The 21,930-nt window shown below is 58.2% G+C and carries 27 protein-coding genes; 12 read left to right on the plus strand and 15 right to left on the minus strand.

Annotated elements, in window-relative coordinates:
• Positions 1–16 precede the first annotated feature (16 nt).
• Entirely contained in the window at positions 17–1,462 is a 1,446-nt protein-coding gene (gene tldD / locus CVE23_RS01505; protein WP_038917549.1) for a metalloprotease TldD, read from the plus strand.
• A 46-nt stretch (positions 1,463–1,508) separates the two neighbouring features.
• Here the strand turns inward: tldD and aaeR are convergent, their stop codons facing one another.
• A complete protein-coding gene (gene aaeR, locus CVE23_RS01510) occupies positions 1,509–2,453 on the minus strand; it encodes an HTH-type transcriptional activator AaeR (protein WP_038663193.1) in 945 nt (314 codons plus the stop codon).
• A 337-nt stretch (positions 2,454–2,790) separates the two neighbouring features.
• Here aaeR and aaeX point away from each other — a divergent pair, with 337 nt between their 5' ends.
• The 3 genes from aaeX to aaeB are packed head-to-tail and all read left to right on the plus strand — an operon-like array spanning position 2,791 to position 5,912.
• Positions 2,791–2,994 carry a p-hydroxybenzoic acid efflux pump operon protein AaeX gene (gene aaeX, locus CVE23_RS01515; RefSeq protein ID WP_022631808.1) on the plus strand — a complete coding sequence of 68 codons (204 nt, stop codon included), beginning with the start codon at positions 2,791–2,793 and terminating at the stop codon, positions 2,992–2,994.
• Positions 2,995–3,025: 31 nt separating this feature from the next.
• On the plus strand, positions 3,026–3,949 hold the full coding sequence (gene aaeA, locus CVE23_RS01520; protein ID WP_080762624.1) for a p-hydroxybenzoic acid efflux pump subunit AaeA: 924 nt from the start codon (positions 3,026–3,028) through the stop codon (positions 3,947–3,949).
• 13 nt (positions 3,950–3,962) lie between these two features.
• Complete coding sequence (gene aaeB, locus CVE23_RS01525; protein ID WP_100850386.1) at positions 3,963–5,912, plus strand: p-hydroxybenzoic acid efflux pump subunit AaeB; 1,950 nt, start codon at positions 3,963–3,965, stop codon at positions 5,910–5,912.
• A 12-nt stretch (positions 5,913–5,924) separates the two neighbouring features.
• Here aaeB and CVE23_RS01530 read toward each other — a convergent pair whose 3' ends face one another.
• Entirely contained in the window at positions 5,925–6,425 is a 501-nt protein-coding gene (locus CVE23_RS01530; RefSeq protein WP_038917552.1) for a DUF1543 domain-containing protein, read from the minus strand.
• Positions 6,426–6,540: 115 nt separating this feature from the next.
• Between CVE23_RS01530 and CVE23_RS01535 the strand changes: the two genes are divergently transcribed.
• Positions 6,541–7,167: a LysE family translocator gene (locus CVE23_RS01535; RefSeq protein ID WP_038917553.1), complete on the plus strand. Its 627-nt coding sequence runs from the start codon at positions 6,541–6,543 to the stop codon at positions 7,165–7,167.
• Positions 7,168–7,198: 31 nt separating this feature from the next.
• Here the strand turns inward: CVE23_RS01535 and yjgA are convergent, their stop codons facing one another.
• Positions 7,199–7,747 carry a ribosome biogenesis factor YjgA gene (yjgA, locus tag CVE23_RS01540; RefSeq protein WP_038663181.1) on the minus strand — a complete coding sequence of 183 codons (549 nt, stop codon included), beginning with the start codon at positions 7,745–7,747 and terminating at the stop codon, positions 7,199–7,201.
• 190 nt (positions 7,748–7,937) lie between these two features.
• Between yjgA and pmbA the strand changes: the two genes are divergently transcribed.
• A complete protein-coding gene (gene pmbA, locus CVE23_RS01545) occupies positions 7,938–9,278 on the plus strand; it encodes a metalloprotease PmbA (RefSeq protein ID WP_038917555.1) in 1,341 nt (446 codons plus the stop codon).
• Positions 9,279–9,337: 59 nt separating this feature from the next.
• Here pmbA and rnk read toward each other — a convergent pair whose 3' ends face one another.
• From rnk to CVE23_RS01605, 12 genes are all read right to left on the minus strand, one after another.
• A complete protein-coding gene (gene rnk / locus CVE23_RS01550; RefSeq protein WP_038917556.1) occupies positions 9,338–9,748 on the minus strand; it encodes a nucleoside diphosphate kinase regulator in 411 nt (136 codons plus the stop codon).
• 223 nt (positions 9,749–9,971) lie between these two features.
• Positions 9,972–10,244 carry a PTS phosphocarrier protein NPr gene (gene npr / locus CVE23_RS01555; RefSeq protein WP_038917558.1) on the minus strand — a complete coding sequence of 91 codons (273 nt, stop codon included), beginning with the start codon at positions 10,242–10,244 and terminating at the stop codon, positions 9,972–9,974.
• Positions 10,241–11,095: an RNase adapter RapZ gene (gene rapZ / locus CVE23_RS01560; RefSeq protein ID WP_013316003.1), complete on the minus strand. Its 855-nt coding sequence runs from the start codon at positions 11,093–11,095 to the stop codon at positions 10,241–10,243. The genes npr and rapZ overlap by 4 nt, the downstream gene beginning before the upstream one ends.
• A 148-nt stretch (positions 11,096–11,243) precedes the next feature.
• Positions 11,244–11,732: a PTS IIA-like nitrogen regulatory protein PtsN gene (gene ptsN, locus CVE23_RS01565; RefSeq protein ID WP_024104239.1), complete on the minus strand. Its 489-nt coding sequence runs from the start codon at positions 11,730–11,732 to the stop codon at positions 11,244–11,246.
• A 92-nt stretch (positions 11,733–11,824) separates the two neighbouring features.
• Positions 11,825–12,112, minus strand: a complete 288-nt coding sequence (gene hpf / locus CVE23_RS01570) for a ribosome hibernation promoting factor (protein ID WP_022631818.1) — start codon at positions 12,110–12,112, stop codon at positions 11,825–11,827.
• 24 nt (positions 12,113–12,136) lie between these two features.
• Complete coding sequence (gene rpoN, locus CVE23_RS01575) at positions 12,137–13,570, minus strand: RNA polymerase factor sigma-54 (RefSeq protein WP_038917559.1); 1,434 nt, start codon at positions 13,568–13,570, stop codon at positions 12,137–12,139.
• A gap of 49 nt (positions 13,571–13,619) precedes the next feature.
• The gene (lptB, locus tag CVE23_RS01580) at positions 13,620–14,345 is read right to left on the minus strand and encodes an LPS export ABC transporter ATP-binding protein (protein WP_022631820.1); all 726 of its coding nucleotides are present in this window, start codon (positions 14,343–14,345) and stop codon (positions 13,620–13,622) included.
• Between the two features lie 15 nt (positions 14,346–14,360).
• The gene (gene lptA, locus CVE23_RS01585) at positions 14,361–14,939 is read right to left on the minus strand and encodes a lipopolysaccharide ABC transporter substrate-binding protein LptA (RefSeq protein ID WP_038663163.1); all 579 of its coding nucleotides are present in this window, start codon (positions 14,937–14,939) and stop codon (positions 14,361–14,363) included.
• Complete coding sequence (lptC, locus tag CVE23_RS01590; RefSeq protein WP_038917560.1) at positions 14,917–15,486, minus strand: LPS export ABC transporter periplasmic protein LptC; 570 nt, start codon at positions 15,484–15,486, stop codon at positions 14,917–14,919. The genes lptA and lptC overlap by 23 nt, the downstream gene beginning before the upstream one ends.
• Positions 15,483–16,049 (minus strand): 3-deoxy-manno-octulosonate-8-phosphatase KdsC, encoded by a 567-nt coding sequence (gene kdsC / locus CVE23_RS01595; protein ID WP_038663157.1) that lies wholly within the window; start codon positions 16,047–16,049, stop codon positions 15,483–15,485. The genes lptC and kdsC overlap by 4 nt, the downstream gene beginning before the upstream one ends.
• Before the next feature lie 49 nt (positions 16,050–16,098).
• Complete coding sequence (gene kdsD, locus CVE23_RS01600) at positions 16,099–17,085, minus strand: arabinose-5-phosphate isomerase KdsD (RefSeq protein WP_038663153.1); 987 nt, start codon at positions 17,083–17,085, stop codon at positions 16,099–16,101.
• A gap of 30 nt (positions 17,086–17,115) precedes the next feature.
• A complete protein-coding gene (locus CVE23_RS01605) occupies positions 17,116–18,078 on the minus strand; it encodes a calcium/sodium antiporter (RefSeq protein ID WP_038663150.1) in 963 nt (320 codons plus the stop codon).
• Between the two features lie 281 nt (positions 18,079–18,359).
• Between CVE23_RS01605 and mlaF the strand changes: the two genes are divergently transcribed.
• The 6 genes from mlaF to ibaG all read left to right on the plus strand — a co-directional run bounded on the left by mlaF (position 18,360) and on the right by ibaG (position 21,915).
• Complete coding sequence (gene mlaF / locus CVE23_RS01610; RefSeq protein ID WP_038917562.1) at positions 18,360–19,169, plus strand: phospholipid ABC transporter ATP-binding protein MlaF; 810 nt, start codon at positions 18,360–18,362, stop codon at positions 19,167–19,169.
• 3 nt (positions 19,170–19,172) lie between these two features.
• Positions 19,173–19,955, plus strand: a complete 783-nt coding sequence (mlaE, locus tag CVE23_RS01615; protein ID WP_038917563.1) for a lipid asymmetry maintenance ABC transporter permease subunit MlaE — start codon at positions 19,173–19,175, stop codon at positions 19,953–19,955.
• A gap of 4 nt (positions 19,956–19,959) precedes the next feature.
• Positions 19,960–20,589 carry an outer membrane lipid asymmetry maintenance protein MlaD gene (gene mlaD, locus CVE23_RS01620; RefSeq protein ID WP_038663142.1) on the plus strand — a complete coding sequence of 210 codons (630 nt, stop codon included), beginning with the start codon at positions 19,960–19,962 and terminating at the stop codon, positions 20,587–20,589.
• An 11-nt stretch (positions 20,590–20,600) separates the two neighbouring features.
• A complete protein-coding gene (gene mlaC, locus CVE23_RS01625; protein WP_100848721.1) occupies positions 20,601–21,233 on the plus strand; it encodes a phospholipid-binding protein MlaC in 633 nt (210 codons plus the stop codon).
• A complete protein-coding gene (gene mlaB, locus CVE23_RS01630; RefSeq protein ID WP_038663136.1) occupies positions 21,226–21,528 on the plus strand; it encodes a lipid asymmetry maintenance protein MlaB in 303 nt (100 codons plus the stop codon). Before mlaC ends, mlaB begins: the two co-directional genes overlap by 8 nt.
• Before the next feature lie 132 nt (positions 21,529–21,660).
• Positions 21,661–21,915 (plus strand): BolA family iron metabolism protein IbaG, encoded by a 255-nt coding sequence (gene ibaG, locus CVE23_RS01635; RefSeq protein ID WP_038663133.1) that lies wholly within the window; start codon positions 21,661–21,663, stop codon positions 21,913–21,915.
• Positions 21,916–21,930: the final 15 nt, after the last annotated feature.

A 21,930-nucleotide genomic window follows, 5' to 3' on the forward strand; every position in this document is an offset into this window, starting at 1 on the left:
ATAAGAGTGACATTCTATGAGTCTGACATTTGTCAGTGAGCAATTACTCACGGCCAATAAACTGAGCCATCAGGATTTACAGTCTATTTTAGGCACGTTGAGTGAACGGCGTATCGACTACGCCGACCTGTATTTTCAGTCAAGCTACCATGAGTCCTGGGTGCTGGAAGATCGCATCATCAAGGACGGTTCTTATCATATCGATCAGGGCGTGGGGATCCGGGCCATTAACGGCGAGAAGACCGGTTTTGCCTACGCAGACCAGATTACGCTCAACGCGCTGCAGCAAAGCGCGCAGGCCGCGCGCAGCATTGTGCGTGAGCAGGGCAACGGCGCGGTTAAAACGCTGGGCGAAGTGCCGCATCGCGGCCTGTACCCGCAGGCCAATCCGCTGGACAGCCTGACTCGTGAAGAGAAGATCGCGCTGTTGCAACGGGTTGACGCCACCGCCCGCGCGGCGGATGCGCGCGTGCAGGAAGTCACCGCCAGCCTGACCGGCGTGTATGAGCTGATTCTGGTGGCCGCCACCGACGGCACTCTGGCGGCGGACGTGCGCCCGCTGGTGCGGTTGTCCGTCAGCGTGCTGGTGGAAGAAAACGGCCGTCGTGAACGCGGCTCCAGCGGCGGCGGCGCGCGTACCGGCTACGACTATTTCTGGCAGCAGGCGGATGGCGAAGTGCGGGCGGAAGCCTGGGCCAAAGAGGCGGTGCGCATGGCGCTGGTCAATTTGTCCGCCGTGGCGGCGCCGGCTGGGTCGATGCCGGTGGTGCTGGGCTCAGGCTGGCCGGGCGTGCTGTTGCACGAGGCGGTCGGGCACGGTCTGGAAGGCGACTTCAACCGTCGCGGCACTTCGGTGTTCAGCGGTCAGGTCGGCAAGCTGGTAGCATCCGAGCTGTGTACGGTGGTGGATGACGGTACACTGGAAGGGCGCCGCGGTTCGCTGGCGATGGATGACGAAGGCGTGCCCGGCCAGTACAACGTGCTGATTGAGAACGGCATTCTCAAAGGTTACATGCAGGACAAACTGAACGCCCGTCTGATGGGCGTCGCGCCGACCGGCAACGGCCGCCGCGAGTCATACGCCCATCTGCCGATGCCGCGTATGACCAACACCTACATGCTGGCGGGCAAATCCACTCCGGAAGAGATCATCGCCAGCGTGGATTACGGTCTGTACGCGCCGAACTTTGGCGGCGGTCAGGTGGATATCACCTCCGGCAAGTTCGTGTTCTCCACGTCCGAGGCGTACCTGATCGAGAACGGCCGCGTCACCAAACCGGTGAAAGGCGCGACGCTGATTGGCTCCGGCATTGAAGCCATGCAGCAGATTTCGATGGTCGGCAACGATCTGACGCTGGATAGAGGCGTCGGGGTGTGCGGCAAAGAAGGGCAAAGCTTGCCGGTCGGCGTCGGTCAGCCGACTCTGAAGCTCGACAACATTACGGTAGGCGGCACCGCCTAAGCGTTGATACGTTGGTTGTTAAATCAGGCCGCCGATGCGGCCTGATTTATTTCTGCGGCGGCTCGCTCTGCGGGTGTTCCTGCCGGTATCCCTGATAAATCAGCGCCACCTTGTTGAAATACTCGGTCAGGTAATTAATGCACACCTGCACCTTCAGCGGCAGATTGTCGCGGCGGGTGTAGAGCGCGTACACCGGGCGCGGGTCCGAATGATAACGCGGGAATAGGATCTCTATTTCGCCGCGTTTGATCTCTTCAAATACCCACATTAACGGCATATAGGCGATGCCGGCGCCGTTTTTCAGCCAGCGAATCAGCGTGACCGGGTCGTTGGTGACGAAGCGTCCTTGCGGCGTCAGCCGGGTGGTGATGCCTTCCGGCGCTATCAGCTCAAATTCGCTGTCCGGGCGGACGCTGTACTCCAGCCAGGATACGTTGCTCACGTCGGCGGGTTTTTCCGGCGTGCCGTGCTGCGCCAGATAGCTTCTGGCGGCGCAGACCACCATCGGCATGGAGCCGAGACGGGTGCTGTACAGGCTGGAGTCCTGCAGCGCGCCGACCCGGATGACGATGTCCAATCCGTCGGCAATCAGGTCCGGCGCCGGAATGCCGCACACCAGATTGACCGACAGCCCTGGGTACTCCTTCAGCATGTCGGTGGTCATATTCGCCAGCACGTTTTGCGCCATGGTGGAGGAGCTGCCGATGCGCAGCGTACCGATCGGGGTGTTGTTGAACGCATATAACTGCTCATGCACTTCCTGCGCTTCGTGCAACATGCGGCGGCAGCCGTGGTAGTAGATCCTGCCGGCTTCCGTCAGCCCGATGCTGCGGGTGCTGCGGTTGAGCAGTTTCACCTGCAGTTCATCTTCCAGCCGGGTAACCGTCTGGCTGACGGCAGATACGCTCATTTCCAGCTGACGGGCGGCGGCGGTGAACGAGCCGAACTCCACTACTCTGGCGAAGACCGACATGCTCTTTAATCGTTCCATTGTTAATCCTGGCTTAAAAGTGATTTAGATCACACTGCGTAGATAACATAATAATAACGTTTCATAATATAGCCTGTTTGACCACGAAGAGCGGTCCTGATTACTCGTCTTTGCTGCCGTGGTCGTTCTGAAGGGTTTAAAACGCTGATTTAACGCCGCAAGCGATCTGCATTAAATCAGCGCCCGCCATCGTGATTATTCAGTTAAAGCTGTGTCTTTCACCCGCTGGCAGCGATGCCGACGGGAATGGGTGTTTACCTCATCTTCCCCGACCCCGACACATACGGTTGCTGATGCGAGCGACGGGCGGCGTGATGGTGAAAAAAAGGAAAAGAGGATGAATTCACTCCCGGTCATGGTGCTGTTCGGCCTGTCGTTCCCGCCGGTGTTTTTTGTGCTGCTGGTGACGCTGGCGCTGTTTTTTATCTGTATCCGACTGCTGCATCCCACGGGCATTTACGACCGGGTCTGGCACCCGGCTCTGTTTAATACCGCGTTGTTTGTCTGCCTGTTCTATCTGCTGTTTCGTTTCGGTCTTTGAGGTTGTTGTGAAAGCATCTGTTGTGAAAGTGATGATCAAAAAATTCAGCCGCATGGCCATCACGCTAGTGCTGGTGTTGCTGGCCGCGGTGGCGCTGGTGCGCGTGTGGTCGTTTTACACCGAATCTCCCTGGACCCGCGACGCTCGTTTCAGCGCCGATGTGGTGGCGATCGCCCCCGATGTCAGCGGCCTGCTGACCGATGTGAAAGTGCAGGATAACCAGCCGGTGAAGCAGGGCGATGTGCTGTTCGTGATTGATCAGCCGCGTTACCAGCAGGCGCTGGAGCAGGCGCAGGCGGACGTGGCCTACTATCAGGCGCTGGCTGATGAGAAAAAGCGGGAGTCGGCGCGCCGCCAGCGTCTCGGCGTGCAGGCGATGTCGCGTGAAGAGATTGAACAGTCCGGCAATGCGCTGCAAACCACGCTGCATCAGCTGGCAAAGGCGCAGGCGGAGCTGGAACTGGCGAAGCTCGATCTGGCGCGTACGGTGGTGCGAGCCCCGGCCGATGGCTGGATAACCAACCTGCACGTGCACGCTGGCGAATACATTACCCGCGGCTCCACCGCGGTGGCGCTGGTGAAAAAGGATTCGTTCTATCTGCTGGCCTACATGGAAGAAACCAAACTGGCGGGCGTGCGCCCCGGCTATCGGGTGGAAATCACCCCGCTGGGCAGCAATCAGATTCTGTTCGGCGCGGTGGATAGCATCGCCGCCGGAGTAACCAACAGCAGCAGTTCCGCCGACACCAAAGGGCTGGCGACGGTGGATTCCAATCTGGAATGGGTACGGCTGGCACAGCGGGTGCCGGTCAGGATTCGTCTCGATCAGCAATGGGGCGACCTGTATCCGGCCGGGACCACCGCCACGGTGGTAGTGACCGGCGAGCATACCCGCAACACCAAGTCGATGTCGCCGTTATTGCAACTGCTGCATCGTCTGCGCGAGTTTGGCTAAGCGAGCGCCTATGATGAACAGTCCCGCGTTTTTGCGCCTGCGGTTTGCCTTCAAACTCAGCACGGCTATCGTGCTGTCGCTGGTGCTGGGGTTTCATCTGCAACTGGAAACTCCGCGCTGGGCGGCGCTGACCGCCGCGATTGTAGCGGCCGGTCCGGCTTTCGCCGCCGGCGGCGATCCGTTCTCCGGCGCCATTCGTCACCGCGGTATGCTCAGGGTGATCGGCACCTTTATCGGTTGTATCGGCGCGCTGGTTATTATCATCGCCACGGTGCGGGCACCGGTGGTGATGCTGATGCTGTGCTGCCTGTGGGCGGGCGTCTGCGTCTGGATTTCGTCGCTGGTAAAAGTAGAGAACGCCTATGTGTTTGCGCTGGCGGGCTACACGACGTTGATCATCATCGTTACCAGCCAGAGCGCGCCGCTGCGTATTCCGCAATTCGCCGTTGAACGTTGCAGTGAAATCGTGCTGGGGATTGTCTGCGCCATTTTGGCCGACCTGTTGTTTTCACCCCGTTCTATCAAACAGGATATCGACCGGGCGGTGGATGAACTGCTGGTGGGGCAATATCAATTGCTGCAACGCTGCGTGAATGGCATGTCGAAAGAGGAGCTGGACGCCGCGTGGAACGGACTGGTGCGTAAAACACACGCCATCAACGGTATGCGCAGCGTGCTGATGATGGAGTCATCCCGCTGGCAGGGGGCTAGCCGCCGGATAAAAACGCTGTTGACCCAATCCTGGATCATGATTACCCAGGCGTGCGAAACCCGATTGACGCTGCAGGACCACCCCGATGCCGTTAAAGGGGCGATCGCCATGATGCTGGAACAACCGGCGGATACGCCGGCGGACGTGCAGCGACGTTTGCGACAGTTTCGTCATCTGGCTGCCGCGCATAGCCGCAGCCTGCCGCCGACGCTGGTGAGCTGGCTGTCGGCGGCGGCCCGCTACCAACTGCTGTCGAAAGGCGTAAAAACCAATGTGCGCATCAGTCAGAGCGAAGCGGCGTTGCTGGATGCCGACGTGCCGGTGAAGGCCAGCTCGGCGGAAACGCATCACGCCATGATCAACGGCATACGCACCGCTGTCGCCACCGGCCTGGGGTGTTTGTTCTGGTTGTGGACCGGTTGGACATCGGGCAGTTCATGTATGGTGATCATCGCGGTGGTGACCTCGCTGGCGATGCGGCTGCCTAATCCATTGATGGCGGCCAAGGACTTTCTGATTGGTTCTCTGGTGGCGCTGCCGCTGGGGGCGTTGATGTTCATGCTGGTGTTGCCGTCCACCCAGCAAAGCCTGCTGTTGTTGTGCCTGAGTCTGGGCGGTATGGCGTTTGTGATCGGCATTGAGGTGCAGAAGCGGCGGCTGGGATCGTTGGGTACGCTGGCCAGCACCATCAACATCCTGGTACTCAGCAATCCGATGAAGTTCAACCTGTCCCAGTTCCTTGATAACGCTATCGGGCAGATTATTGGTTGTTTTCTGGCGTTGATCGTTATTCTGCTGATTCGGGATAATACCCGCGACCGCACCGAGCGCACGCTACTTAACCGGTTTGTGTTCGGCGCGGTGTCGGCGCTGTCGACCCGTCCGGCACGGCGGCAGGAGAACCACCTGCCCGCGTTGTATCAGCACCTGTTTTTGCTGCTGAACCTGTTTCCGGGGGAAATCGGCAAATACCGGCTGGCGCTGTCGCTGATCATGATGCATCAGCGCCTGCGGACGCTGGAGTTGCCGGTCAGCCCCAGCCTGTCCGCTTTTCACCGCCAGATGCGGGCGACGGCGGAACAAGTGATTGCCGCTACCCGCGACCGCAGTCACCATTTTTCCCGGCTGTTGGCGCAGATGGATGAATATCAGCACCTGTTGCGCGACCATCAGGTATCGGATGACGCAATTAATGCGGTCGGCCGCCTGACGGCGCTGCTGCACCGTCATAAACACGCGCTCGGCGATTAAGCCGGGAAGCGATTACAGCGGGTGATACCCCTGCCACTGCGGCGGCGATACGCGACCGGTCAGGTTGGCGGTCAGGTGGATATGCCAGCGGTCCAGCAGGGTTAGCGGCAGGCAGTCGTCCACATCGCGCAGATCGTCCTTGTGCTGCTGGAACACCTCGGTCAGCAACACCGCTTTGGCGCGTTGTTTGGCCTGTTCCGCATCCGGCGCCACGAACAGCCCGAACTGATGCACTTCCGCCGGGTCGTGCGGCAGATATCCGCCCATATTGATGAACCAGAGTTTTTCCCGCCCATGAAACGGCTGACGGCTGAGCGTGATATCATAGCCGTCCGCCCACTGACAGGGGGTGTAGCTATCGACGTGGACCTGGCTTTTATCGCCGAACCAGCTGGCTTTCAGCAGGGGAAATCCGTCTTCTGGGCGTTCCACTGCGGCGAACTGGACGTCATGCAGTTCGATGTTGGCGCCCTGGGCGCGCCCGCCCACGTAATACAGAAATAGCGTTGTCATGTGGGATCAGTCTCTTAGGGTTGTGGTCTGCCATTTCGTTGTGTTTTAAATTACATAACGAAAGCGTTACCTTAACCGCTTGTTAGATAAATTGACATCAACGGAAGACAGAATAATGACTTTGCATCTTTGGCTGGTTTACCTCGGTGTGATCGCCGTGCTGATTGCCGTACCGGGTCCGTCGGCTTTGCTCAGTATGGCGCATGGCCTGCGGTACGGGCAACGGCGCGCGCTGGCGACCATTCTGGGCGGCGCGACCGGCTCGCTGGTGCTGATGACGGCGTCCGCGCTGGGGCTGGGCGCGATTCTGGCGGCGTCGGCGACGGCGTTTCTGGCGCTGAAAGTGGTGGGCGCGCTCTACCTGATCTGGCTCGGCATTTCCGCCTGGCGGACACGGGAAAGCACCCTGACGCCGTCAACTGAGGTGGATGAAGCGGCGCCGGGCGCGCTGGGTCTCTATCGTCACGGCTTTATGGTGGGGGTCAGCAATCCCAAAGACATCCTGTTCTTTGCCGCCCTGTTTCCCAATTTTATCGATACCAGCGCGCCGCAAGCCATGCAGTTCGCGCTGCTGGCGCTCACCTGGGTAGTGCTGGATTTCAGCATCATGTTTACTTACGCCTGCATGGGCCACCGGGTATCGGCGCTGTTTGCCCATCCGCGCCGCCTGCGGTTGTTCAACCGCGCCACCGGCACCCTGTTCATTTTCGCCGGCTCCGCGCTGGTGGCGTCAACCAAATAAAAAATAGGCACCGTAAGGTGCCTGCCTGACATTACTCGGCTTCCGCCAGTTCGCGCAGATACTGGAAAATCTGCCGGGCCGACTTGGACGGCTTGTTGGCGGCTTTTTCTTTCTGGGCGTTACGCACCAGCGAGCGCAGCTGCTGGCGATCGGCCTGCGGATAAAGTGCGAGGATGTCTGGAATCGCGCCGTCGCCTTCAGTCACCAACCGGTCGCGCAACTGCTCCAGTTTGTGGAACAGCGACACCTGCTGGTTGTGGCGGTTGCGCAGCTTGTCCAGCGCGGTCTGGATTGGCTCCGGGTCGCGGGCGCGCAGCATCTTGCCAATCAGCTGCAACTGACGGCGGCGGCCTTCCTTGGTGATGCGCTGCGCCAGTTCAATCGCGGCACGCAGGTCTTCATCCAGCGGGATGCGCTCCAGCGCGTTCTTACCCAGCTCAACCAGCTCGGTGCCCAGCGCTTTCAGGGCTTCAGCATCGCGTTTGATTTCGCTTTTGCTGACCCAAATTATCTCTTCGTCTTCATCGTCCTGGCTGGCGTCCGGGACGTCATCCTGCCAGTCTTCGGGATGTTTGTTCATCGTGGCTCCCCAATAAAAGAGGCTGATCCTATCAGGTTATGGGCTTTGTGCGAAATTGTCCGCCGATCCTGTTAGACTCAATCACAGGCTACCTCATTTTACGTCTGAGGTAAGGTGACGAATAGCAGGCGGACAGCATTCGTTGCATCATGGATTATCTGAATGTTTTCTCACTCATTATGGCAAATCGATGACAATAATCACTCAGGTTGCAGAACAGCGTAAAGTGCTGGAACAGGCGGTATCGCAGGCGCTGGAATTGGCCCGTGCCGGTTCTGATGCGGCGGAAGTTGCCGTCACGAAAACAACGGGGATCAGCGTCAGCTCCCGGTATGGTGAAGTTGAAAACGTCGAATTCAATAGTGACGGTGCGCTCGGTATTACCGTCTACTATCAACAGCGCAAGGGCAGCGCGTCGTCCACCGATATGAGCCCGGACGCCATTGCCCGCACGGTGCAGGCGGCGCTGGATATTGCCCGTTACACCTCGGTTGACCCATGCTCTGGCCCGGCGGATAAGGATCTGCTGGCGTTTGAGGCGCCGGATCTGGACTTGTTCCACCCGGCGGAGCTGGACGCCGATCGCGGCATCGAACTGGCCGCCGCCGCTGAACAGGCGGCGCTGAAAGCCGACAAACGCATTACCAATACCGAAGGCGGCAGTTTCAACAGCCACTATGGCATCAAGGTGTTCGGCAACAGCCACGGTATGCTGCAAAGCTACTGCTCCAGCCGCCACTCCATGTCGGTCAGCGTGATTGCCGAGCACAACGGCGAGATGGAGCGCGATTACGCCTACACCATCGGCCGCGCGCTGGGCGATCTGAGCTCGCCGGCGTGGGTTGGGGAAGAGTGCGCCCGCCGTACGCTGGCGCGCCTGTCGCCGCGTAAACTGGCCACCATGGAAGCGCCGGTGATGTTCTCCGCCGAAGTGGCGACCGGGTTGTTCGGTCATCTGGTCGGCGCCATCAGCGGCAGCAGCGTCTACCGTAAATCCACCTTCCTGCTGGATAGCCTCGGCAAACAGATTCTGCCGGAATGGCTGACCATTCAGGAACTGCCGCATTTGCGTAAAGGGCTGGCGTCCACCCCGTTCGACAGCGAAGGCGTTCGCACCGAGCAGCGCGATATCGTCAAAGACGGCGTATTGCAAACCTGGCTGTTGACCACGTATGCCGGTCGTAAACTGGGCATGAAGAGCACCGGCCATGCCGGCGGGATTCATAACTGGCGTATTGCCGGGCGCGGGCTGGATTTTGACGGCATGCTGAAGGAAATGGGCACCGGCTTGCTGGTCACCAGCCTGATGGGGCAAGGCGTGAGCGCGGTAACCGGGGATTATTCCCGCGGCGCGGCCGGATTCTGGGTGGAGAACGGCGAAATTCAGTATCCGGTGAGCGAAATCACCATCGCCGGCAACCTGAAAGATATGCTGCGCAACATGGTGACCATCGGTGATGATATCGAAACGCGCAGCAACATCCAGTGCGGCTCGGTCTTGTTGCCGTCGATGAAGATTGCCGGGGTATAAGTTTTATTTTCAATGACATTGACTGCCCGGATCTTCAGGGCAGTCGCATGTCGCCGTTATCAGCGGTGGTATTCACCCGCCGCTTCCGGCTGGTAGAGCAGTTCCATCACTTCAATCCGCGTTTCTTCGCCATTCGGCAACGGCCAGGCAATGCTGTTGCCGACGTGCATGCCGAGCAGTGCGGCGCCCAGCGGCGCCATGACCGAAATCTGCTCCCGGCTGTCTTTAAGGCTGGCCGGATAGACCAGCGTGCGGATATGTTCTTCCGTCGTGAGCAGGTCGCGGAACCGAACCCGGCTGTTCATGGTGACTACATCAGCCGGAATCTCGACCGGCTGGACGATATCCGCCCGATCCAGTTCTTCGCTCAGGGCCTGAGCCACCTCTGTATCGGCAAAAGCGGGTTGCTCCAGCAGCGCATCCAGGCGTTCGGCATCCAGCTCGCTAATCGTCAGGTGCGGTTTATCCATATGTCTCTCCAGTTTTTGCAATAGCAGATAACAACACCCCCGCCGCGAAGGGCAGGGGCATAAGTTAATCTGATGGTAGCAGGGATGTCGAGAACTTACCGCATAAAAACTCGCCGCATAAAAGCCGACTACAGAAAAACCTACCACATAAAAACTGACCGCAGAAAAAGGAAGCGCGCGGGATCACGAGGCGACTTGCGTCAGCAGGAGCCGCCCCGGCAGATTAATCCTCGTCAAACCCGGCTTCAAACAGCTGAATGACCGCCGCCAGCGCCTGTTCTTCATCCGGGCCGGTGACTTCCACTTCGATATGGCGCCCTTTGGCCGAATCCAGCATCAGCATGGCGATGACGCTGCTGGCGTCGGCTTCGGTGCCGCTTTCGTTGCGTAGCAACACCGCGGCGTCAAAGCTTTGCACCAACTCGAACAGTTTCATGGCCGGGCGGGCGTGCATCCCCAGACGGTTTGTCACTTCAACGGTTTGCCTGACGGTCATGATTTGCGTTTTTCCAGCGTACGGTGGCGTGACTGCACGTTTTTGCCACGGGAGCGAAAGTAATCCGCCAGTTGCTCGGCGATGTAGACCGAGCGGTGTTTCCCGCCGGTACAACCGATCGCGACGGTAAGATAGCTGCGGTTGTTGGTTTCCAGCATCGGCAGCCACAGTTCCAGGTAGCTGCGGGTCTGGTAGATGAAGTTGTGGACTTCGGTGTGCCTGTCGAGAAACGCGGCCACCGGTTTATCCAGACCCGTCATCGGGCGCAGTTTCGGGTCCCAGTGCGGGTTAGGCAGGAAACGCACGTCAAACACGTAATCCGCATCAATCGGGATGCCGTGCTTGTAGCCGAATGACTCGAATACCATAGTCAGCTCGCGCTCGCGTTTACCCAGTAAACGGGTACGCAGCATTTCCGCCAGCTCGTGCACCGACATCTCCGAGGTATCGATGATCAGATCGGCGCGCGAGCGCAGCGGCTCCAGCAGATCGTTTTCTTCATCGATAGCGCTTTCCAGCGACAGGTTTTTGCTGGAGAGCGGATGCAGGCGGCGGGTGTCGCTGTAACGCCGAATCAGCGTATTGCGATCGGCGTCCAAAAACAGCAGTTGGGGAGAGAAGCTCTGGGGCAGGCGGGTCAGGGCATGTTCCAGCACTTCCGGCGTTTCCGGCAGGTTGCGCACGTCAATGCTGACCGCCGCGGAGATATTCCGTTCCGCCAGCGTGTGCGCCAGCTCGGGCAACAACACCACCGGCAGGTTATCCACACAATAGAAACCCATGTCTTCCAGCGCGCGCAGGGCTACGGATTTCCCCGAACCTGAACGACCACTGACAATCATCAGCACCATCTGACGACTCCCCCCTGGCAGCGGGATGGTGAATGTCCACCGCCACAGTTAGCTAACTTCGTTTTCCCGGCCGGGCCGGCATCCTGTCAGGCTCGCGCCTGCTGTTACGTGCGTTGTGGATAGCAACCGAAACCGGCGCCGCCAGCCGTCAGGGCTGGTCGGACAGATCCGCTTCCGTCATGATCTGATACAGCTCTTCATCGCTTTGAGCGGCGCGCAGCCGCTTACACACGGTTTTATCCGCCAGCCGTTTGGCGACGAGCGACAAAGTATGTAAATGGGTTTTACATTGTTCAGTGGGAACCAGCAAGGCAAAAAGCAGATCGACCGGCTGGTTGTCGATGGCGTCAAAAGCGATCGGCTGCTCCAACTGGATAAAGACGCCGACCGCGCCCAGCGTATTCTCGTCTTCCAGCTTGCCGTGCGGAATGGCGATGCCATTGCCGATACCGGTGCTGCCCATGCGTTCCCGGGTCAGAATCGCTTCAAACACCATCTGCGGCGGCAGGTTGAGCTGTCTGGCGGCCAGTTCACTGATGATTTCCAGTGCGCGCTTTTTGCTCTGACAGTGGACGGCGCTACGCGTGCACTCCTTACGGAGAACGGCGCTAAGTTGCATAACGGGCTCGTTGTTCATGATACGTTCACTTAACGACACTGTTGCCTTCGGTTACCGGCCCGCCATCATACAGCAGGCCGGTTGCTGTCCCTGCACCTGAAACGGCAAAATCAGTGCTGTTTCAGTTTATCCTTATGTTTGTTTAACTGTCTTGCCAGCTTGTCGATCAACAGATCGATGGCGGCATACATATCATCCGCTTCCGATGTGGCATGCAGCTCACCTCCGTTGACGTGGATGGTGGCATCCGCAATGTGCAGGATCTTTTCCACTTTCAATACCACGTACACCTGATTGATACGATCAAAGTATTGCTCAAGTTTGGCGAATTTTAAGGTCACGAATTCGCGCAGAGCATCCGTAATTTCGACGTGGTGTCCGGTAATGTTAAGCTGCATATCGTCTTCCTTCTCATGTAGGGGTCAAACCAGCTGTTTACGCTGGTTTGACGGCGGGATAGATAAAGACTCTCGATACTTGGCGACAGTACGGCGGGCCACAATGATTCCCTGTTCGGAAAGCAGTGTGGTCAGCTTGCTGTCGCTCAGCGGTTTAGCGGGGTTTTCCGCTGCAATGAGTTTCCTGACCAGCGCGCGGATAGCGGTGGATGACGCCTCGCCTCCGCTGTCGGTGTTGACGTGGCTGGAAAAGAAATACTTCAGCTCAAAAATACCGCGCGGACTGTGCAGAAATTTCTGGGTCGTTACGCGGGAAATGGTGGACTCGTGCATGTCCACGGCCTGGGCGATATCCGCCAGCACCATGGGTTTCATGAATTCTTCGCCGTGTTCGAAGAACGCCTGCTGCTGTTCCACAATACAGCGGGTCACCTTCAACAGGGTATCGTTACGGCTTTCCAGGCTCTTGATGAGCCAGCGGGCTTCCTGCAGATGACTGCGGATGAACTGGCCGTCGCTGTCGTTGCGCGCGCTGCTGCCGAGCGCGGCGTACTGCTGGTTGATCTGCAGCCGCGGCACGCTGTCGGTGTTGAGTTCCACCGTCCAGTGGCCTTGCATCTTGCGCACCAGCACATCCGGAATGACATACTCGGATTCGCCGGTGTTGATCGACTGCCCTGGGCGCGGATCCAGCGACTGGATTAACGCCAGCGCTTCTTTCAGCACCTCCTCCTTGAGACGGCTGGTACGAATCAGGGTGCGGAAGTCATGGTTGGCGAGCAGGTCGAGGTATTCGCTGACGATGAGCCTGGCTTCGGCCAGACGGGGAATGTCATTGTCGAACTGCGATAGCTGCACCAGCAGGCATTCGCGCAAATCGCGGGCGGCTACGCCGACAGGGTCAAAACGCTGTACGCGCTTGAGCACCGCTTCCACTTCTTCCATCGTCACATCGTCATTACCGATGCTGTCGCGGATATCGTCCAGCGACACGGTCAGATAGCCGGTATTGTCCACCGCGTCCACGATAGACGTGGCGATGGCGGAATCGGTGTCGGAAAACGGCGTCAGTTCCACCTGCCACATCAGGTAATCCTGTAGCGTCTGGGTGGTTTCGCCCTGATAGACAGGCAGCTCTTCGTCGCGGTAGTCAGTACTGGTGCCGGACGGCGTGCCGGCGGTGTAGATTTCATCCCAGGCGGCGTCGAGCGGCAGCTCGTCGGGCATCTCCTTCTGCTCCAGCGCCTCGCGGGTATCCAGCGTTTCGCTGTCGCTGCTTTCCTGGGTTTCCACTTCGTCATGAATATCGGCTTGCTCCAGCAACGGGTTGCTTTCCAGCGCCTGTTGGATTTCCTGCTGGAGTTCAAGCGTGGACAACTGCAGCAGGCGGATGGCCTGCTGTAACTGCGGTGTCATAGCCAGTTGCTGGCTGAGCCTGAGTTGCAAACCTTGCTTCATAACGCGCGCTAACTTCCTTTTTGAATGATCAACCTAAAACATGACGTTATCAGAGTCGGAAGCCTTCGCCCAGATAGACTCGTTTTACCTGCTCATTCGCCAGTATATCCATCGGTGAGCCGTGGGCAATAAGCTGGCCCTGACTAACGATATAAGCGCGTTCACAGACATCGAGCGTTTCGCGAACGTTATGGTCGGTAATCAACACGCCCAGCCCGCTATCGCGCAGATGCTCAATGATTTTCTTGATATCGATGACCGAAATCGGGTCTACCCCTGCAAAGGGTTCGTCCAGCAGGATGAATTTGGGGTTAGCGGCCAGCGCCCGGGCGATTTCCACCCGGCGGCGCTCGCCACCGGACAGCGATTGTCCCAAACTATCGCGCAGGTGAACAATATGAAACTCTTCCATCAGTTCGTTGGCGCGATCCTGCTGCTGTTCACGGGTCAGATCTTTTCTGATTTCCAGCACCGCCATCAGGTTGTCGTAGACGCTCAGACGCCGGAAAATCGAGGCTTCCTGCGGCAGGTAACCGATGCCGCGGCGGGCGCGATCGTGCAGCGGCAGCAGGCTGATGTCCTCATCGTCGATCACGATGCGGCCTTCGTCGCGCGGGACGATACCGACAACCATATAAAAGGTGGTGGTCTTGCCGGCCCCGTTGGGCCCGAGCAGCCCGACGATTTCGCCTGAATTCACATTCAGGCTGACGTTTTCCACCACTTTGCGGCCTTTATACGCCTTGGCCAGATTTTCGGCGATTAGTGTTGCCATGGGTTAGCGCGTTACTCACTGTTGTTTGGTGGGCTTGCCGGTGTTGCCGCTGGGCTTGGCGCCGTTCTGGGTGCCTTTGTCCTGCAACTGCGTCGGGACCAGCACGGTGGTGACTCGTTTGCCTTTGTCGCTGAACGCTTCCATCTGCTGCTGTTGCACCAGATAGGTGATGCGGTCGCCCTTAACGTTGCTGTCCAGCTGTTCCAGATAGGCGTCGCCGGTCAGAATAACCAGCTGCTTGTCCATTTCGTAACGCATCTTCTGAGAATGGCCTTTGACCGGCTTGCCGTTGTCCTGCATCTGATAAAAGGTGGCCGGGTTGCCGTAGCCTTCGATCACTTCATGGCCCTGTTGGCCGTTAGGACGGGTGACCACGACCTTGTCGGCCTGCGCTTTTATCGATCCCTGCGTGACGATAACGTTGCCGGTGAACGTCACCACGTTGCCCTGCATGTCCAACGCCTGCTGATCGGAGGTGATGTGGATGGGTTGATCGGTGTCGCCGGTCAGCGCCAGTGCCGGAATACTGACGGCAAAAAGCGAGCTGGCGATCAGGATGCTGTGTAAGACATTAATTTTTTGGTTGGATTTCATAATAGGATTTTACCTTATCGATCAGCTCAGCGGTTTTGCTGCGCAGATTTCCGCGCATTTTCAATCCGTTAGAAGTAAAGTTGACACCGTACAGGGTGACTTCGTCATCCGACGTCACGTCCTGCGTAACCAGATTTATCTGCGCATTATCCGTTTTAATCCGCTCCAGTTGCGAGTCGTTGGTCAGGCTGTTGACTTCGACATGACCGTACAGATACAGCATGCGATCTTTCGTCAGTTTGGCGCGATCGGCCCGTACCGACCAGGTGGCGACGGCTTGTTCATTGAACATGGTCGCCACCGGCTGGGTAAACCAGCTTACCTGGTCGGCGTTGTAGTGCTCCGCTTTTTCGGCCACCAGCTTGTAGCTCAGCTTTCCGGTCGGGTCATACACCACGGTAATGTTTTTCTGCATGGTATAGGCCGGATCGTTATTCTGCACTTCCGTCGGCCCGTTTCCCGCACGCTGGTTTGTCAGATTTAACCCGATCAGCACCAACGCAATCAATGCCAGCAACAGCGTTAGCCAGCGTTTTGTTTTACTCATATCGACAGCCCTTTGGCGAAATCCAGTTTACCCTGCGCCAGCAAAATAAGATCGCAAATCTCTCTGACCGCGCCGCGGCCGCCGGCAATGCGCGTCACATAGTGCGCGTTGGGCAGCAGCAACGGATGGGCGTCGGCTACCGCGACGCTCAGCCCTGTCTCGGCCATCACCGGCCAGTCGATCAGATCATCGCCGATGTAGGCAACCTGGCTGGCGGTGAGCGACAGTGTATCCAACAGCTCGCGGAAGGCCAAAAGCTTATCCGATTGTCCCTGATAAAGATGGCGGATACCCAGCGTCTGGCAGCGGTCGACCAGCAGCTGCGACGAACGGCCGGTGATAATCGCCACGTCGATGTCGGACGTCAGCAGGCAGCGAATACCGTAGCCGTCGCGTACGTTGAAGGCTTTGAGTTCTTCGCCCTGATTTCCCATGTAGATCAGGCCGTCGGAAAGTACCCCGTCGACATCGCAGATTAACAGACGTATATCACGGGCGCGTTGCATCACCTGGGTATCGACAGGCCCGTAACAGGTATCGGTTTGCGGCCGGATTTCACTCATTCACACATATCCTTGGTTTTTCATTCTGCGTTGTACGCACGTCGCCGGTTCACACCACGCCGGCGCGCAGCATATCGTGCATGTGGACGATCCCCAGCAGGCGGTCGTCCTCCGCCACCAGCAGCGAGGTGATATGGCGGGATTGCATCAGGTTCAGCGCATCCACCGCCAGCGTTTGCGGTGTAACCCGGATACCGCCGCGGGTCATCACATCGGCGATGCCGGCGCTGTTCAGGTCGATATTCATGTCGAACACCCGGCGCAGGTCACCGTCGGTAAAGATGCCTTCGATACGATCGTCGGGGCCGCAAATCACCGTCATCCCCAGATTCTTGCGGGTTATCTCCAGCAGCGCGTCACGCAGCGATGCGTCGCGGCTGACGCGGGGGATCTCGTCGCCAGTGTGCATGATATCGTTGATCCGCAACAGAAGTTTGCGGCCAAGTGCGCCGCCGGGGTGCGACAACGCGAAATCTTCGGCGGTAAAGCCGCGCGCCTGCAACAGCGCGACGGCCAGCGCATCGCCCATCACCAGCGTGGCGGTGGTGCTGGAGGTCGGCGCCAGACCCAGCGGGCAGGCTTCCTGCGATACGTGGACGCAAAGATGGATGTCCGCCGCTTTGGCCATGGTGCTTTCCGGATTGCCGGTCATGCAGATCAGGCACACTTGCAGGCGCTTCAACACCGGGATGAGCGCCAGGATTTCATGGGACTCGCCGGAGTTGGAAATGGCGATTACGATATCCTGCGCGGTAATCATGCCCAAATCGCCGTGACTGGCTTCGCCGGGGTGGACGAAAAATGCGGGCGTGCCGGTGCTGGCGAAGGTGGCCGCCATCTTGCAGCCGATATGCCCCGACTTACCCATGCCCATCACCACTACCTTGCCGTGGCAGTAAAACATTTTCTCGCAGGCACGCGAAAAATTGTCGTCAATGTATTGATCCAACTGCGCGAGGCTGTCGCGTTCGATGGACAGGACCTGCCGACCGGCGGTCTGGAAATCGAAACCAGGTTGTAGTTCGAAATGTGACATGTAAAACATCCTGCGTTGCCAATGCTCTGGCTATGAGAACAAGAACAGCACCGAAAGGTACGCGATGAACGCACACAACAGCAATGCGCCCGCGCCCTGACCGATGCGCCGTTTCTGGCGGAGACAGAGAACCGTCAGGAGCGCGCTGACCCCCAGCATCACCCAGTAGTCGCGCGCAAACGCGAGCGGGTTTACCGCACCGGGGGACAACAGGGCGGGCACGCCCAGCACTATCACGATATTAAAGATATTTGAACCAATCAGGTTGCCGAGCGCGATGTCGTCTTCTTTTTTTAGGGTGCCGACGATCGCGGTCGCCAATTCCGGCAGACTGGTGCCGACGGCCAGCACCGTCAGCCCGATGGTCAGTTCGCTGATATTAAAGTAATTGGCGATGACCGTGGCGTTATCGATCACAATCCGCGCCGACATCGGCAGAATAATCAGGCCGATCAGCAGCCATAACAGCGCCACGGTCTGGTTGTTCTCTCTGGGCAGTTCGGCCATCTGCTCACGGGTCAGGCTGTCGTCGCCGCGGTTCTGGGCGGCGTGCGCCATACGCAGCATCAGCACGATACAACCAGCGGCGGCCAGCAACAGAATCACGCCATCCAGGCGGCTCAGGAAGCTGTCGTGCAGCAGGACGCCGCACAGCAGCGTCACCACCAGCATGGGCGGCAGTTCCTGACGCAGCAGTGTGGAATGAAAGGTCAATGGGCGGATCAGGACGGCGCTGCCGAGGATCAGCAGAATATTGGCGATGTTCGACCCCAATACATTGCCGACCGCCATATCGGTCTGATGGTTGAGCGCGGCGGTCACGGATACCATCAGTTCGGGCAGCGAAGTGCCCATTCCTACAATCGTCATGCCGATAATCATCGGCGGTACGCCAAATGTGCGGGCCAGTACGGCAGCGCCATACACCAGACGGTCGGCGCCATAAACCAGTAATACTAAACCAACAATTAACAGTACTGTCGCAAAAAGCATGCAGCGTCCTTTATTCAGGTATAATCACCGGTTTATTGGCGAACAAACCAGTATTTCTGGACGAATAATAAGCAAAACCGCCATTTTTCCTCGTTAGCGCTAATTCTGACTGCGCAGGGCGAAAAAGTAAAACCAATGGCAATTTTGGTCACGAACCGGTGTCCTGATTCTGTAACAGTGAAGGGCCAGCGTAACACCCCGGAAGACGGTTGTCGGGGCTGTGCGGCGCAAAAATGTGAAAACGGGCGGCTGCCATCGGCGGGCCGTTGAGGAAAGAGACCATGAACCACGAAAATCTGGTAGAAATTCGCGGGCTCAGTTTCCGGCGGGGCAACAGGCCGATTTTTTCGGATGTCTCGCTGAACGTGCCAAAACAAAAGATCACGGCCATCATGGGGCCGTCCGGCATCGGTAAAACCACGCTGCTGCGTCTGATTGGCGGACAACTGCAACCGGACAGCGGCGAAATCTGGTTCGACGGGGAAAATATTCCGATTCTTTCCCGTTCCCGTCTGTATGAGACCCGTAAGAAAATGAGCATGCTGTTTCAGTCCGGTGCGCTGTTTACCGATCTGAACGTGTTCGACAATGTCGCCTGGCCGCTGCGCGAACATACGCAACTGCCCGAGCCGCTGCTGCACAGTACGGTGATGATGAAGCTGGAAGCGGTTGGGCTACGCGGCGCGGCGGAACTGATGCCGTCGGAGCTGTCGGGAGGAATGGCGCGGCGGGCGGCGCTGGCGCGCGCCATTGCGCTCGACCCGCAGCTGATCATGTTCGATGAGCCGTTCGTCGGCCAGGACCCGATTACCATGGGCGTGCTGGTGAAGCTGATCGACGAGTTGAACCATGCGCTTGGCGTGACCTGCATCGTGGTGTCCCACGATGTGCCGGAAGTGCTGAGTATTGCCGATTATGCTTACATCATCGCCGACCAACGCGTGGTGGCGGAAGGTTCGCCGGCTGAATTGCAGCAGAATGGCGATCCGCGCGTGAGGCAGTTTCTGGATGGCATTGCCGATGGCCCGGTGCCGTTCCGCTATCCGGCAGGCGATTATCAGCGTGGGCTGTTAGGCTTGGGGAGTAAGTAATTCATGCTAGTACAGGCATTAGCGTCGCTGGGACGCGTTGGCATTCAGGTCTGCGCCGCTTTCGGGCGTGCCGGGCTGATGCTGTTCAATGCGCTGGTCGGAAAGCCGGAGCTGGTCAAACAGTGGCCGCTGCTGCGCAAACAGCTGTATAGCGTCGGCGTGCAGTCGCTGCTGATCATCATGGTATCCGGCGTATTCATCGGTATGGTGCTGGGGTTGCAGGGGTATCTGGTCCTGACTACCTACAGCGCCGAAGCCAGTCTGGGCATGATGGTGGCGCTGTCGTTGCTGCGCGAGCTGGGGCCGGTGGTGACCGCGTTGCTGTTCGCCGGACGCGCCGGTTCCGCTCTGACGGCGGAAATCGGGCTGATGAAGGCCACCGAGCAGTTATCCAGTATGGAGATGATGGCGGTGGACCCGTTGCGCCGCGTGGTGGCTCCGCGATTCTGGGCCGGGGTAATCACCATGCCGCTGCTGACGGTGATTTTTGTCGCCGTCGGTATCTGGGGCGGCGCGCTGGTCGGCGTGGACTGGAAAGGCATCGACAACGGCTTTTTCTGGTCGGCGATGCAAAACGCGGTGGAGTGGCAGAAAGACTTGCTTAACTGCGCTCTCAAGAGCCTGGTGTTTGCCATTACCGTTACCTGGATTGCGCTGTTCAACGGTTATGACGCGATTCCGACGTCAGAAGGCATCAGCCGCGCGACGACCCGCACCGTGGTGCATTCGTCGCTGGCGGTACTGGGATTGGATTTTGTGCTGACAGCACTGATGTTTGGGAAATGAGTCGATGCAAACAAAGAAACATGAAATTTGGGTTGGCGTATTCATGCTGATTGCGCTGTGCGCCATAGTCTTTTTATGTCTGAAAGTCGCTGACCTGAAATCGCTGGGGCAACAACAGACCTACCGTTTGTACGCGACCTTCGACAATATCGGCGGTCTCAAAGCGCGTTCCCCGGTGAAAATCGGCGGAGTGGTGATTGGCCGGGTGGCGGATATCTCGCTGGACACCAAGACGTATCTGCCGCGGGTGGCGATGGATATCGATAAGCGCTACGACCACATTCCGGATACCAGCTCGCTGGCGATTCGTACTTCCGGCCTGCTGGGAGAACAGTATCTGGCGCTGAACATGGGTTTTGAAGACGAGGATATGGGCACGTCGATTCTGAAAGACGGCGGCACCGTCCAGGACACCAAGTCGGCCATGGTCCTGGAAGACCTTATCGGTCAATTCCTATATAAGAGCGGCGGCAACAATACTGACAATGCCAGCCAGAATAATGCCGGTCAGGACACGGTTACCCCAAATAATGCGAATCAGAGCCATGCTCAACCGGCACCAACCAAACCGGCGGAGAAAAGTGGCGAGGCGGCAACCCCTGAATCTGGCGCAAAACCAGCCCAACAGCCTTGAGAGGACACAGCATGTTGAAACGTTTATTGATGGTTGCTCTGTTGGTGGTAGCCCCGTTTGTCAGCGCTGCTGACCAGACCAACCCTTACAGCCTGATGCGCGACGCGGCGCAGAAAACCTTCGACCGCCTCAAAAATGAACAGCCGCGCATTAAGCAGGACCCCAACTATCTGCGTACCGTGGTGCGTGAAGAACTGCTGCCGTATGTGCAGGTGAAATACGCCGGCGCATTGGTGCTGGGTCAGTATTACAAGAACGCCACGCCGGATCAGCGCGAGGCTTATTTCAAGGCGTTTGAGGCTTATCTGGAACAGGCATATGGTCAGGCGCTGGCGTCTTATCACGGTCAGACCTACGAGATCGCGTCGGAGCAGCCGGTGGGCAACGCCGAGATCGTTTCCATTCGCGTGACCATCATCGATAACGGCGGCCGCCCGCCGATTCGTCTGGATTTCCAGTGGCGCAAGAACACCAAAACCGGTTACTGGCAGGCGTATGACATGATCGCCGAAGGGGTGAGCATGATTACCACCAAGCAGAACGAGTGGGCGTCCACGCTGCGTCAGAACGGGGTCGACGGCCTGACTAAGCAGTTGCAGGCCGCGGCTCAGCAGCCGATTTCGCTGGGTCAGAAAAATGGCTGACGCGCTGCGCTGGCGACAGGAGGACGGCGCCCTGCGTCTGGAAGGCGATCTGGACCGGAATACGCTGTTGCCGCTGTGGCGGCAGCGCGAGGCACTGCTGAACGACAGCAGCGTGCTGGATGTCGGTCAGGTGGCGCGGGTGGATTCTTCCGGGCTTGCCCTGCTGGTGCATTTTTATCATCAGCAGGAACAGCGGGGGAAACCGCTGGCGATTATCGGCGCCAGCGACCGGCTTCGTACCCTGATTCAGTTATATAACCTGAGTGAAATCATTCCCGTTCAGCCAGCCGACTGAACCTTGCATTCCGGTTAGCATCGATCCCCCTTGTCGCGTGTGCGCAAGGGGGATTTCTTTTGTTTAAGATAGCGACAGATTCATCTAAGATACCACCCTGTTTATCATCCCCCTGACGTAGAATCGAGAGCAATGGAAAACAACGAAATTAAAGACGTGCTGATGAGCGCGCTGGCGCTGCAGGAAGTGCATGTTTCCGGTGACGGCAGCCACTTCCAGGTCATTGTGATAGGTGAGTTGTTCAAGGGTATGAGCCGCGTAAAACAGCAGCAGGCGGTCTACGCGCCGCTGATGGAATATATCGCGGATAATCGCATTCATGCGTTGTCGATCAAGGCCTACACCCCTGAAGAATGGCAGCGCGACCGCAAACTGAGCGGTCTGTAATTCAGCGGCCGCCCG

It is taken from the genome of Dickeya fangzhongdai (genome assembly GCF_002812485.1).
Classification (GTDB): domain Bacteria; phylum Pseudomonadota; class Gammaproteobacteria; order Enterobacterales; family Enterobacteriaceae; genus Dickeya; species Dickeya fangzhongdai.